The organism is Hymenobacter segetis (assembly GCF_038448715.1).
GTDB classification, from domain to species: Bacteria; Bacteroidota; Bacteroidia; order Cytophagales; family Hymenobacteraceae; genus Hymenobacter; species Hymenobacter segetis.
This window is the reverse complement of the sequence record NZ_JBCEVZ010000057.1, coordinates 16,575-29,701: the sequence shown is the minus strand read 5'-3', so window position 1 is coordinate 29,701 and position 13,127 is coordinate 16,575. Positions and strand designations below refer to the sequence as shown.

Here is a 13,127-nt window from a genome sequence, read left to right as displayed (position 1 = left end):
CTTCGGGCACCAGCGCTTCGATGCGCTGATGAAGCATGCCATCGTTCTGATAGCCAAATAACTGGTGGGCCTTATCGTTGGCGAGCAAAATTTCGCCGACCCGGTTGCACATCACAATCCCAATGGTGGCGTGGCTCACCACGGCCTCGAAGCGGCCCATGCTTTCGGCCAACCGGTGCTCGGCCACGTGCAGGGGCGTGGTGTCGGTGAGGCGCACGAGAAAATACGTCTGCTGCTCAACCACGAGGCAGGTTAGCTCGACCCGGGCCCAAAACAGCTCGCCCGACTGCCGGCGCAATTCGTCCTCAAATTCGTGGGAGCCATCGCGCAGCACCCGGTCGCGGAGCTCGGTCCATTCGGCCGGGGTGAGTTGCCGGGCGCGCAGGGTGCGGGCCGGCTCGTCGTACAGGGCCTGGGCCGACGAATAGCCCAGCAGGCGGTAGCCCGCCGAGTTGACGTGCGTGAACCAACCCTGTTCGACATGATACAGCCCCACAAACTCCTTGCTTTGTTCAAAGAGAATGTCCGTCAGTGGATTACGGTATAATGTGGCCGGCATATGCAGATGCAGGCTTGTGCCTTACGTTTCTGCAATAATCATAAATATATCAGTAATGCAATAAGGTTCAGCTTAGTTCTCAGCACATACCGCCAGGTAGAACCGCCACCCTCACCGCGCTAAAAAACATCGGCTGAACCGATTGAAATACCTATCGGCCGGCGGGTAATAAATACGCCGCCTGCAGCATCAGCGCGTCATTGTAAGCCTTGGGTTTGGAGGTGGCCCCGGCGGGGTCGAGCACGGCGGTCAGCCCCCGGTTGAGGCGCAGTCCGAGGCTCAGGCCGCCAGTGGTTTGGTAGCCCACCCCGCCGATGACGCCGATATCGAAGCGGGTCAAATCCGATTTTCCGGTGCTGGAGGTGCTGGTGGATTTTTCCGGCGAGCCGTCGGCAAAGCGGGTCGTGGTCGTCGTTTCCGCCTTGGTGTGCACCAAGTAGCCGAATTGGGGGCCGAATTCTAAAAACCAGCCCTGCAAGTTCACGTTTGCCAGCAGCGGTAGGTCGAGGTACGTCAGTGCCCGTTTTTGGGTGAAGGAGGACGAGGCCTCGCCCGTGGCCAGGCCGCTGGTGCGGTCGCCCTCAATGCGATAGCCACGCATGCTGAGCAGCAGTTCGGGCTGAATGGCCAGTGCCCCGTGCTGGGAAACGGGAATGCGCAGGGCCGCGCCGGCCTGGTAGCCCAGGTGCCGATTGCCGAGGCGGGTGGTGTAGTCCGGCCCGGCCAGCTGTTTGAAGTCGTCGCCGGTGAGGTTGGCGTAGATGCCGCCGACCTTCAGGCTCAGGCGGGGCGGGCCTTTGTCCTGGGCCTGTGCCGCCAGCGGCACCGTGCCCAGCCCCAGCAGCAAGCCCATTTTCAGCAGCGAAAAAAGCCCGGCCAATGGCCGGCGAAGGGTAATAAGAGGTTTCATGGCGCATCGAAATGAGATAGTGGCGCGGGCCGGTCCGACCGCCCCAGGGCGGTCGGACCGGAGCATACTGGTTGTTTAGTAGCCGTTGAAGCCGACTTCGGCGGTCGTGCGCAGGCGGTTGTTGATGCTGCTGGCCCCGCCGGCCAGGGCGCTGTGAATGGCCAGCTGGGCCTGGTGCCAGCTCTCGACGGTGCCGCGCAGCGTGGCCTGGCCGTTTTTCACGCTCACCTGGATGTTCTGGTCGTGCAGGAAGGCGTTCCAGTACAGCTCCTGCCGGATGGCCTGCTCAATGGCCTGGTCGAGGTTGACGGCGTGGGCCAGCACGCCGTTCGGGTGGCGTCCAAACCAGGCCGGCGTATTGGCCGTCACGGTCAGGTGGTTATCCACCTGCACCACCCCGCTGATACCGGCCGCTACCTGCTCGGCGTGCGCGGCCTCGAAGTGCGTGGGCACGCTGCCGCTCAGGCTGATGGTGCTGTTGTGGGCCTGTGCCGTGAGGGGGTAGCGGCCCACGTAGGGGTCGTGGGTGAGGGCAGCCTGCACGTTGCGTTGCAGGGCCACGTCCTCCAAGGGGCCGGCGGGGCGCACTTTCAGGCGGTTGTTCACCCAGCTCACGCCCACCACGTTGCGCGCGTCCTGCTCGGCGGCGCGCTTGGCGGCCAGGCTGCTCACGGTGCCGGTTAGGGTCACGGTGCTGCCCTGCACGCTCACCATGGGCTCGAAGGAAAACACCCGGTGGTCGTACACGAAGGCATCGCGCACGGCCTGGGCCAGCTCGGTTTCCGAATGGTAGGCGTACTTGTCCTGCCGCAGGTCGTCGGCGGGCACCCAGGGTTCCACGCGCAGGTCTTTGCTGTCCACGGCTTTGGCTGCCCCGGCGCTCCAGGCTATGGCAATGACTTCGCTGCGCTCGAGGGCGCTGCCCACCACGCCGCTCAGCGTCACGGTGCCTTGCTTCACGGTCACGTTCACCAGGGCGGCGTGCACGCGCACGTTCCAGCGCAGCAGCTCGCGGATGGAGGCGGCCATTTCCTCATCGGGCCGGGGCGTGATGGCGGGCGTATAGGTCAGGCTATCGGTGAGGCGGCGGATGCCCCGCACGCCTTTCACCACGCGCAGCACCTGCTGGCGCTCGGCCCAGCTGCGCACCGTGCCGTGCAGCTCCACTTCGCCGGCCGTGGCCCGGCACTCGATGGGGCAGTCCTGGGTGGCGGGGTTGGTGGCCAGGGCCTGCTTGATATCGGTGAGCAGCTGGGCATCGGGCACTTCCGTGGTGCGGATTTCCAGCTCGTTGACCACGCCGCGCACCCCGCGCACTAGCTTGGCGATTTCCTCGGCCCGGTCCAGCGAAAGCAGGTTGTCGGTGAAGCCTTTGAGGGTGACGATGCCCTCGGCGGTGCTCACGTCAATCCAGGTGGCTGACACGCCTTGCCGCCGGCTGTAGAGGCGCTCGATGGCGGCCGTGATGTCGTGGTCGGCCAACAGCTGTTTGGGGGTAGGAGTTGTCAGGATACTCATGGTGGAGGAGGGAAAAGGGTGAGGAGAAAGCCGTAGAAAGCGCAGCTGCCGGGGCTGCCTGCCAAGTGGTTGCCGCCGACAATTGTCCCTGAGAAAGCAAGCGCAACCGGCCGCGCCCAGCAGCCCAAACCCCTTCCCGGAACCTGGTTGAAATTACCAGCGCCTCGGCCGCCAACGTATGACCCCAGTCAGCCCAAGTCCTGATTCAGGTCATTGAAAATGAGTGCGAAAACTGAAGTGCTCTACCCAAGTTGCGGAGTATTGAGCGGTAGCCCCAGCGGGGGCGTGCCCGGAGGGCGACATATCATAGAAACCATCGCCGCCAGAGAATCAAAGCCCCGGAGGGGCGGCATATCGGTAGAAATACCGGCCTCCGCGAAAATCAAAGCCCCAGCGGGGCGACATTCGTTGAACGAGTGTCGCCCCGCTGGGGCTTTGACGTTTCTTTCAACTGGTTTTACTGCCGATATGTCGCCCCTCCGGGGCTTTGACGCGCTTTTTTTGTGCACTTACTTGTGCTAATCTATGCTGCCTCATCCTCAGTCCAGCGCCGGCAATAGCAGCAGCGGAATGGCCCGGGCATCAATCAGCTGTCCCGTGATGCTGCGGTGGAACAGGCTGCCCCACAGGCTATGGTGCCGGGCCACCACTACCAGCAGGTCGGCCTGCCGCTCGGCGGCACCCTGCAAAATGCCCTGGGCCGTGTCCGGGTTGTAAACTATGTGGGCCCAGGTGCCTTCCGGCACGGCGGCCAGGCCGCTGCGGCGCACCGCGTGCAGCGCCCGATGCCCGGCCTCCGCGCCCGGGTCTTTCTGGTCCGTCACGTACACGATGTCGAGGGTGGCTCCCGGCCGGGTCAGCAGCTGCGGCACAATGTGCGGGTAGTTGGGCAGGGTGAAATCGTGGCCATCGACGGCCAGCGTCAGGCGGTGCGGCACAAATGCCGCCGCGCCGCCGGGCGGCAGCACCAGCAGCGGGCAGCTGATGTGGCGCAGCAAGTCCAGGGCCGTGCCGGTCACAACTTCGGCCGGCACCGCCCCCGCGTTGGGGCAGCTCAACACCAGGGCCAGGGGCTGGTGCTCCCGCACGATTTCGCCCACCGCCTCGGGCAAAAACTCCTCGATGCTGACGGTTTCGGTGGGTACGGCCTGCTTGCTGGCCAGGGTTTGCAGGGCGGCTAGCGACTGCCGCTCGCGCCGCCGCGTGTGCAGGCCGGGGTGCTCTTCGGGCGTCAGCAGCTCATCCTGCCGCACATGCAGCAGCAGCAAGCCGGCCTGTAGCGCCTCGGCCAGGCGGGCAGCATACGGCAGTGCGTGCCCACTACCGGGGAATAAATCGGGGAGCACGAGCAGGGCAGCGGGCAGCATGGCGGGCACGGAAAAAAGGTTAGAAAGAGCCGGCGTAGGGGCCCAGCGCGTCGTCGTTGCGGGCCATGCCGGCGGCCTCGGTTAGGGTGTCGTCGAGCGGGGCATCGTCGGGCACGGGGCGCGGCACATCGGCGGGCCAGGGCGTGGCGGCTGTATTGGGCTGCTCCGGCGGGGTGGCACCACCGGCTAGGGGCGTGGCGGTGGTATCGGGATTGGGCTTTATGGAGGTGGCTGTTGGCATGGCTGGATGGGGGACAACGGCCATGCAAACCACACGAAACCGACTCGGCGGCCCCAGCCAATCAGCTCGTGCCGCTATTGCCCATAATTTTACTGACCCGCCCCCGTTTCATTTAATTGCAAATAATTCAAGCTATTACCAAGCCGTCGTCATCGCTTCCGAGAGCCGGCCTTCCCCAGTGTCGTCGCACTGCTGGCTGAGCTGCCAGTGGGCCAGCATGGTGGCCAGATTGAGTACGTGGCCCTTCATCTCGGTGGCTGCCGGGCTGCCGAAGGCTTCGTGCAGGCTTTCTTCGAGCAGGGTGCACCAGCGTCTGATTTGCGGGGCCGTGAAGGGCGGCGTGTCCTCCCGGTGCAGCGGCCGGCCGGTGTAGAGGTTGCCGGTCAGGGCCTGTTCCCACCACGCGTATTCGCAGTCGGCCGGCGTGTGGTGTTGGCCGGGAAAGGAGGGGCCCAGGAGCGGGTCGCTCGCCACCCGATGGGCGAACTGGCGCACGAAGAGCCGGCTCTGCGTCTGGGTGTCGCAATCAGGAGGCCAGGGAGTTAACACGACATGAAAAGGATTGCGGCCGTCCGTCGCAGCGGCGACATTGGCCAGGATATCTACCCATCAGCAACTGCCAATCCACCGAAAATCAGCAGCCAACACCATCGTATCCAACTCTCCCAAAAATGCGAGCAGAAAGCCCATTGCTTCCCGCCCGCAAATAGGAGTGAGTGCTCAGCGCAAAGGTAGAATCCGGCTCAAGCGAGAAAATTGACGCCAATCAGTGCAGAGTCTGATTCTAATCATGGAGGGCCGATTGGGGTGCCGGACGGCTCAGGCGGCCGGGCGCTGGGCCGGGTGCAATGCCGCCAGGGCCTCTGCATCAGTCACCTCCCTAAAGTCCTGATAGTATTGCCCAACGGCTCTGAAATCCGGCGGCGCCAGCAGGCATATCACCTCATCGGCGGCCTGCTGCAAGTGCCGGAGCGCTTCGGGCGACGACACCGGCACGGCCACGATGATGCGAGCCGGCTGCTGCTCCCGCACCAGCGCGATGGTGGCCAGCAGGGTCTGGCCCGTGGCCACGCCATCGTCCACTATCACCACGGGCCGGCCCGCCAGGAGCAGGGGCGGGCGGTGGCCCTGGTAGGCCTGCCGGCGGGCCTTCAGATTGGCCTGAATGGCGGCCACCTGCCGGGTGAGGTAGGCCCCGGGCAGCTGCACGTTGGGGCTGAGCACGTAGCCGTGCTCGCTCACGGCCCCGATGGCATACTCGGGGTTGTTGGGGTGGCCCAGCTTCTTGGTCAGCACCACATCGAGGGGCCAGCCCAGCGCCTGGGCAATGATGGCACCCATCGGCAGGGCACCCCGGGGCACGGCCAGCACTACGCCGTGCTGTCCGCGCAGGGGCAGCAGCTGCTGAACGAGCAGCCGGGCGGCCACCTGACGGTTGGCAAACGGGATTTCCATGGCAAAATGGAGCTAACGGGCGCAGTTGGAAAAAATCACAGGTAGCGCTGGTACCAGTCCGTGGCGGCGGCGGCCACGGCTTCGAGCGCGCCGGGCTCTTCAAACAAATGCCCCGCCCCGGGGATGAGGCACAGCTCGCTGGGCGGCCCCAGGGCCAGATGGGCCTTTTTGTTGAGGGCGATGACTTCGGTATCGTTGCCGCCCACGAGCAGCAGCGTGGGAGCCGATACGCTGTGCAGCAGGGGCAGCACCAAGTCGGGCCGGCCGCCGCGCGACACCACGGCGCGCACCCGCGGGCCCAGCTCGGCGGCGGCGGCCAGCGCGGAGGCCGCCCCGGTGCTGGCCCCAAACAAGCCCAGCGGCAGTTTAGTCAGGGCCGGCTGCTCGCGGGCCCAGTGCGTGGCATCGAGCAGGCGGTGCGTGAGCAGGGGGATGTCGAAGCGGGTGGCGTAGGTGGCGTCTTCGGTCGGGGTGAGCAGGTCGAAGAGCAGGGTGGCCAGGCCGGCGTCGCGCAGGTGCCGGGCCACGTAGCGGTTGCGCGGGCTCAGCCGGCTGCTGCCGCTGCCGTGTGAGAAGATGACCAATCCCGTGGCCTGGCTGGGGATTTCGAGCTGGCCCGGCAGAATGATGTCGGGCAGCGTGAGCTGAACGGTGTAGCTGGTGGCGGGCATAAGCATGGCGAGGGAGGATAAAGTGAAACTGTTTCCTGGAACGGCAGCTGAAGGGACCGCCCACACACTGGCAATGGGCGATGCAATGCCGCTCAATGCTGCACTTGCAGGCGCACCTGCTCCACTTGGTTATCGTGCAGCAGCCGGCACAGGTAGACTCCGTTGGGCAGGTTGTCGGTGGGCAGGGGTAGGGTTTGCCAGGCGTCGTCGGTAGGGGCGGGTGCTTGGAGCGTGGCGACCAGAGTGCCGAACTGGTTGTAAACCTGCACCTGCACCGGGCCGGCCGCCGGCAGGCGGAAGCGGATGGCCGTGGCCGTGGCGGCAGGGTTGGGGTAGGCTTCCAACGCCAGGCTGGGAGTCGTCCGGTTCTGGTCATCATCGTCATCATCGTGGTCGTGGCCATGCCCCCGGCGGCTTTCATATTTCACGGTCACGAAGTCGTCGCCACTGCTGCTCCCGCTGTAGGAGGAGCCGGTCACGTAGACGTTGCCGCCCGGCGACACGGCCAGGGCGCGGGCAACATCGTCCCGGTTGCCTAGGCCATTATAGCGCGCTGCCCAGATTTGCCGGCCCGTGCGCGGGTCGTACTGTAGCGTGGCATAATCCAGCGTAAAGTCACTGTTGGAAGAATACCCCGTGACATACACCTGGCCCGCAGCGTCCAGCGCCACGCCCGTCGCCCCATCTAAGCTGTTACCGGGGCCATTGTAGCGGGAAATCCACCGCTGCTGGCCCGTGCGTCCGTCGTATTTGACTGTGGCATAGTCCCGATTGGCCGCGTTGAAGGAGGTACCGGCCACGTAGGCATCGCCGGCCGCATCGACCACCATCTGGGCGGGCATATCATCGGCATTGGCCGGGCCGTTGAAGCGGGTGACCCAGCGCTGCTGGCCCGTCCGGCGGTCGTACTTCACCGTGGCAAAATCATAGTTCTGCCCATTGTAGGAATAGCCCGTGACGAAGGCATTACCGGCTGCATCCAGGCTTAAACTCGTCACCCGGTCCTCGCCGAAGGAGGCGGGGCCGTTGTAGCGCGAAGCCCACCGCTGGCTCCCGGTGTGTCCATCGTATTTCACGGTCGCGTAGTCGAAAGCCGTTGGCCCGTAGCTAGAGCCCGATACGTACACGTCATTGTTGGAAGAAATGGCCAGGGCGTAGGCGTAGTCATCCGTGTTGTTCGGTCCGTTATAGGAGGCTACCCACAGCGGCAGGCCCGTGCGCGGGTCGTACTTAATCGTCACGTAATCAATCAAACCGCTTCCGCTGGTGCTCGAGTAGCCCGTCACGTAGGGCGTGCCGGCCGCATCTACGGCCACCGCGGTGGCCAAATCGTTAAAACTGGCCGACCCATCATAGCGGGCAAGCCAGACTTGGGCACCGGTTCGCTGGTTGTATTTGATAGTGACGTAGTCGTAGTTGGTGCCGTTGAAGGAATACCCCGTGACGTAGAGCGCCCCAGAGGCATCCAAGGCCAGGCCCGTGGGGTAATCGTTGCCGTAGGTCGGGTCACTGTAGCCCGGGTCGCTATACCGGGCCGCCCACAGTTGACGGCCCGTACGCCCGTCGTATTTGATGGTCCCATAGTCGCTGCCGCTGTTGCTGAAAGACCTTCCCGTCACGTACACATCGCCGGCCCTGTCCACAACCACTTTCTCGCCTTCGTCAGTGAAGTAGTCCAGCCCGTTGTAGCGCGCCACCCAGGCTTCGGTGACTGCGCCGCCGGGGCGGCCGGAGTTGGCCAAAGGCCCTGAACTGGTCGGAGCCGGCTGCTGGTGCGGCGCTTGCAGACCGGGTATGGCTGTGGCCCCCATCAATGCCAACCCCGTAGGTGGCAGCAGCCCTGCTTGAGACTGGGCGTGGCCGGGCAGCGCCAGCAGGAGCAGGCCAGTGGCTGCCAGCAGGCAGCGGGTACAAATGCGGCGCATGGGTATAGGAGTTGAGGTGATAGAAAAGAGCCTTTTGAGGATGTGAAGAAAGGCAGCGCTATGACGGGGATGAATGATGGAAATCAGACTGTCAGATGATTAGAATTTATCTTGCTTGCCGAAGGCAATTATTCTGGTCGTCATGGGGGCCTCTGTTGCTTGGTGCGGGCCGCTGGCGTGGCGGGCATTTTCTTCCTTTTAGCCGAGGCTGCTTGGAAGATGGAAAGCACTGCGCGCGCCCCTGCCAAGGATTAGCCGGGGGGCTGATGTAAATCATGTGTTTCGACGCGACACGGACGCAGCTTTGCATCGTTCCGGCTGGCCGCATCAGCGCCTGTGCGGCTTTGGCCGTGGGGCCTACTTCTGCCGCCGGCATTAGCCATTTCCCCTGTCCCTATGCAACCGACGTTTGTTGTAATGACCGATTTTTCGGCGGCGGCGGAGGCCGCCCTGGCCTACACCACCCGTCTGGCCACGCTGGTGGATGGGCAGGTGCTGCTGCTGCACGTTTTTGAAGACCATGAGTCTGGCCCCACCAACTTCCCTCCGGGACCAGCCTTCGGCCAGCCCGGGATGCACGCCCGGCCCCATGCCAGCCGCGATGCCGTGCTGGCCGAGCTGACCCGTGAGGCCCGGCAACTGTCCGTGCCCGCCGAGGCCGAGCTGATGGAACCACCCATGGGCGAGGCCCTCCACCACCTGCTGGCCCACCGCTACCCGCAGCTGCTGGTGCTGGGCCGGGCCCACGCCCACGCCTGGTTTACGCATTTATTCACGCAGTCGCACAAGGCCGCGGCCCTGGAAGCCACCCACATACCCGTGCTGCTGGTGCCCGAAGACTGGCCCCGGCCGGAGCTCCCACACCACTTGGTAGTAGCGGCCGATGGTGCCCCCCTGGCCCTGACGGCCGCAACCCAGGACCTGGCTCCGCTGCTGGCCAAGCTGCGGCCCACTACCACGGTGGTGCACGTAGCAGCCCACGCCCACGGCTCCTCCCGCGCCGCCGAGGCCCTGGAATCCGTGCGCGAAACCGGCCTGTTTGGCCCACTGGACGGCAACAGCGTGTACGACCTGCGCGAAATGGGCCCGGTGGCGGGCCTGCTGCACGCCGTGAATGAGTTCGACGCCGACCTGCTCGTGGTGATGCCCCGGCCCCATTTCTTCCCCGGCAGCCTGTTTCACCACGACGTGACGGCCGAGCTGCTGCGCACCAGCCCCGTGCCCGTGCTGGTGCTGCCCGCCGTGGCGTAAGCGCCCGTGGGGCTCTGCCAGCTCCGCCCACGGGCGCGGTTTTCTTACCCCCATTTTTCTCACCTCTCAATCTTTCCAAGCCATGAAAACGACCCTGATTGCTGTACTTCTGTCCGGTGCTTCGCTGAGCGCCGCCTGGGCCCAGGAGCCCACCGAAGCCGAAACCGTGACCATCCATCACGTTAAGAAAGGCGAGGAGCCCCAAAAAGTGATGTCGGCGCTTGAGAAGGATTTTCCCGGCTCCATCGTCAAAGACGTGTCTACCATTCCGGGCACGCTATACGGCCAGGAATGGTCGGTAAGCGAGGAAAAACCCGCCACCGGCCAGGCCGACGTAACCTATTACCAGGTGAATGCCAGCAGCAAGGGCATGGCCTACACGGCCGTCTACGACAAGAGCGGTAATCTAATCAGCTCGCGCAAAGTCCTTAAGAACACGCCGCTGCCCATCGATGCCGCGAAAAACGTGGCTACCCAGTTCCCCGGCTGGCTGATAGTGGGCGACCAGGAAAAGCTCACCATGCACAACCAGCACGACAAGGTGGCCTACCGGGTGCTAATCAAAAAAGGCCATGAAGAGAAGAAGGTGTTTCTCGACGGCACCGGCCAAATCACCCGCGTGGTGAAGAAAACCCGGATTCGGGTATAAAACGTCCTTTTCAGGGTAGCCCGCGCTACTTCCGGCTGATGGCTGCACTTCCCCCTCCGGCGCTGGCTGATGACGGGCTTTCGGCCTACTGGGCGCAGCCCGCCGCCGAGGTACTGGCCCGGCTGCACACCCGCGAAACCGGCCTGAGCGCGGCTCAGGCGCAGCAAATCCGGCAGGCCGTCGGCCCCAATTCCCTTAAGCCCCACGCGGCCCCCTCGGCGTGGGGCTTATTTTTTCGGCAGTTTCAGAGCCCGATTTCGCTCATTCTGATTGGGGCGGCCTTGCTCTCGTTTTTTCTGCGCGATGTGGTGGATGCCAGCATCATCCTGGTTATCATTCTGGTGAGCGGCGTGCTCAGCTTCAGCCAGGAATACGGGGCCTCTACTGCCATGCAGCAACTGCTGGCCCTGGTGCTGGTACGCACCACCGTGTGGCGCGACGGCCGTCCTCAGCCGCTGCCCGATGAGGAGCTGGTGCCCGGCGATGTGCTCAGCCTCAGCGCCGGCGATTTGGTGCCCGCCGACTGCCTGCTGCTCACCAGCAACGAGCTGTTCCTCAACGAGGCCACGCTCACCGGCGAAACCTTCCCCGTCGCCAAGCTGCCCGGCGTGCTGCCCGCCGAGGCCCCGCTTGCCGCCCGCACCAATACGCTGCTGATGGGGGCCAGCGTGGTGAGCGGCAGCGGCACGGCCGTGGTGGTGCGCACCGGCCGCGCCACCGAGTTGGGCCACCTGGCCGCCCGCATCGAAACCGCCCCGCCGGAAACCGATTTCGAGCGCGGCATCCGCCGGTTTGGCTACCTGCTGCTGGAGCTGACACTGGTGCTGGTGCTGCTCATTTTTGCCAGCAACGTGCTGCTGCACAAGCCCGCGCTGGAAGCGTTTCTGTTTTCGCTGGCCATTGCCGTGGGGCTCACGCCGCAGCTGCTGCCGGCCATCATCAGCATCAACCTGGCCCAGGGGGCGCGCCGCATGGCCCGGCAGCAGGTGGTGGTGAAACGGCTGTCGTCGATTGAAAACCTGGGCAGCATGACCGTGCTCTGCACCGACAAAACCGGCACCCTCACCGACGGCACGGTGCGCGTGGCCCGCATCATCGACCTGCACGGGCAGCCCGCGCCGGCGGTGCAGCGGCTGGCCAAAATCAACGCTCAGCTGCAGCAGGGTTTCCGCAACCCGCTCGATGCCGCCATCCTGGCCTTCGCGCCCGACGACGTGGCCGCCTGCCCGCGCCTCGACGAAATCCCCTACGATTTCCTCCGCAAGCGCCTCACTATCCTTACCGAGCTCGACGGCCAGCCTCTGATGATAACCAAAGGCGCGCTGCCCAACGTGCTGGACGTGTGCCAGTGGGCCGATGCCGGCGGCCCCGCCCCCGAGCCGCTGGCCAAATACGCCGACGAGATTCAGCGGCTGTTTCAGGAGCTGAGCACGCAGGGCTTCCGCACGCTGGGGCTGGCCACGAAGGCGACCGACGGCCGGCGCGACATCACCGCCGCCGACGAAACGGGCATGACTTTTCGGGGCTTTATCACCCTGTTCGATTCGCCGAAAGAAGGTATCCGCCACACCCTCGACCAGCTGGAGGAGCTGGGCATTCAGCTGAAAATGATAACCGGCGACAATGCCCTGGTGGCCGCCGCCGTGGCCAAAACCGTGGACATCAACGGGGCCGGGGAGGTGCTGACCGGCGCGGCCCTGCGCCAGCTGAGCCCGGAGGCGCTGCGCCACCAGGTGGCCCGCGTGCATGTGTTTGCCGAAATCGAACCCAACCAGAAGGAAAGCCTGATTCGGGCCCTGCAACAGGCCGGCTACGTGGTGGGCTACCTCGGCGACGGCATCAACGACGCCAGCGCGCTGCACGCGGCCGACGTGGGCATTTCCGTCGATTCGGCCGTGAACGTGGCCAAGGAATCGGCCGACATCGTGCTGCTGGAGCACGACCTGCGCGTGCTGGTGCAGGGCGTGCGCGAGGGCCGCCGCACCTTCGCCAATACCATGAAATACCTCTTTATGGCCACCAGCGCCAACTTTGGCAATATGCTGAGCATGGCCGGGGCCTCGCTGTTTCTGGCATTTCTGCCGCTGCTGCCGGGCCAGATTCTGCTCACCAACCTGCTCACCGACCTGCCGGAAATGACCATTTCGTCGGACAACGTGGAGCCGGCCGCCGTGCGCCAGCCCGCCCGGTGGGACCTGCCGTTCATCCGGCGCTTCATGCTCACGTTTGGCGTGCTAAGCTCGGTGTTCGATTTTCTGAGCTTCGGGCTGCTGCTGTGGGGCTTCGGGGCCGGGCCCACGCTGTTTCGCACGGGCTGGTTTGTCGAGTCGGTGCTCTCGGCTTCCGTCATTGTGCTGGTGGTGCGCACGCGCCGCGTGTTTTTCCGCAGCCGGCCGGGCAAGTGGCTGGTGCTGAGCACGGCCGCCGTCGGACTGGTGGTGCTGCTGTTGCCGCTGAGCCCACTGGCGCGGGTGCTGGGCTTTGCGCCGCTGCCGCTGGCCTTGTATGGGGCCATTCTCGGCATCGTGGCCACCTACGTGCTGGCCGCCGAAGCGCTGAAGCAGTGGTTTTATCGCCGCTA

The 13,127-nt window shown here is 64.9% G+C and carries 11 protein-coding genes and 1 pseudogene; 3 read left to right on the top strand and 9 right to left on the bottom strand.

The window, feature by feature from the left end; all coding sequences use genetic code 11:
- The 9 genes from AAFH49_RS18000 to AAFH49_RS17960 all read right to left on the bottom strand — a co-directional run.
- A partial coding sequence (locus tag AAFH49_RS18000) for a PAS domain-containing protein (protein WP_342300359.1) occupies nucleotides 1-559 on the bottom strand: 559 nt, incomplete at its 3' end.
- A gap of 151 nt (nucleotides 560-710) precedes the next feature.
- Entirely contained in the window at nucleotides 711-1,469 is a 759-nt protein-coding gene (locus tag AAFH49_RS17995) for a porin family protein (protein WP_342300356.1), read from the bottom strand.
- 75 nt (nucleotides 1,470-1,544) lie between these two features.
- A complete protein-coding gene (locus AAFH49_RS17990) occupies nucleotides 1,545-2,987 on the bottom strand; it encodes a BON domain-containing protein (RefSeq protein ID WP_342300354.1) in 1,443 nt (480 codons plus the stop codon).
- A gap of 539 nt (nucleotides 2,988-3,526) precedes the next feature.
- A complete protein-coding gene (locus tag AAFH49_RS17985; protein ID WP_342300361.1) occupies nucleotides 3,527-4,354 on the bottom strand; it encodes a universal stress protein in 828 nt (275 codons plus the stop codon).
- Between the two features lie 19 nt (nucleotides 4,355-4,373).
- Nucleotides 4,374-4,595, bottom strand: a complete 222-nt coding sequence (locus AAFH49_RS17980) for a hypothetical protein (RefSeq protein WP_342300351.1) — start codon at nucleotides 4,593-4,595, stop codon at nucleotides 4,374-4,376.
- 135 nt (nucleotides 4,596-4,730) lie between these two features.
- Nucleotides 4,731-5,144: a hypothetical protein gene (locus tag AAFH49_RS17975; RefSeq protein WP_342300349.1), complete on the bottom strand. Its 414-nt coding sequence runs from the start codon at nucleotides 5,142-5,144 to the stop codon at nucleotides 4,731-4,733.
- A gap of 270 nt (nucleotides 5,145-5,414) precedes the next feature.
- Nucleotides 5,415-6,050, bottom strand: coding sequence for a phosphoribosyltransferase (locus AAFH49_RS17970; RefSeq protein ID WP_342300347.1), 636 nt, complete (start codon nucleotides 6,048-6,050; stop codon nucleotides 5,415-5,417).
- A gap of 35 nt (nucleotides 6,051-6,085) precedes the next feature.
- Nucleotides 6,086-6,727, bottom strand: a complete 642-nt coding sequence (locus tag AAFH49_RS17965) for a dienelactone hydrolase family protein (protein ID WP_342300344.1) — start codon at nucleotides 6,725-6,727, stop codon at nucleotides 6,086-6,088.
- An 86-nt stretch (nucleotides 6,728-6,813) separates the two neighbouring features.
- Nucleotides 6,814-8,646 carry an outer membrane protein assembly factor BamB family protein gene (locus AAFH49_RS17960; RefSeq protein ID WP_342300343.1) on the bottom strand — a complete coding sequence of 611 codons (1,833 nt, stop codon included), beginning with the start codon at nucleotides 8,644-8,646 and terminating at the stop codon, nucleotides 6,814-6,816.
- Between the two features lie 396 nt (nucleotides 8,647-9,042).
- Here AAFH49_RS17960 and AAFH49_RS17955 point away from each other — a divergent pair, with 396 nt between their 5' ends.
- The 3 genes and pseudogenes from AAFH49_RS17955 to mgtA form a co-directional block, all read left to right on the top strand.
- Complete coding sequence (locus tag AAFH49_RS17955) at nucleotides 9,043-9,897, top strand: universal stress protein (protein WP_342300342.1); 855 nt, start codon at nucleotides 9,043-9,045, stop codon at nucleotides 9,895-9,897.
- Between the two features lie 82 nt (nucleotides 9,898-9,979).
- Entirely contained in the window at nucleotides 9,980-10,546 is a 567-nt protein-coding gene (locus AAFH49_RS17950; protein WP_342300341.1) for a hypothetical protein, read from the top strand.
- 38 nt (nucleotides 10,547-10,584) lie between these two features.
- Nucleotides 10,585-13,119 (top strand): annotated as a pseudogene (gene mgtA, locus AAFH49_RS17945) (magnesium-translocating P-type ATPase); the annotation flags it as partial.
- Nucleotides 13,120-13,127 lie beyond the last annotated feature (8 nt).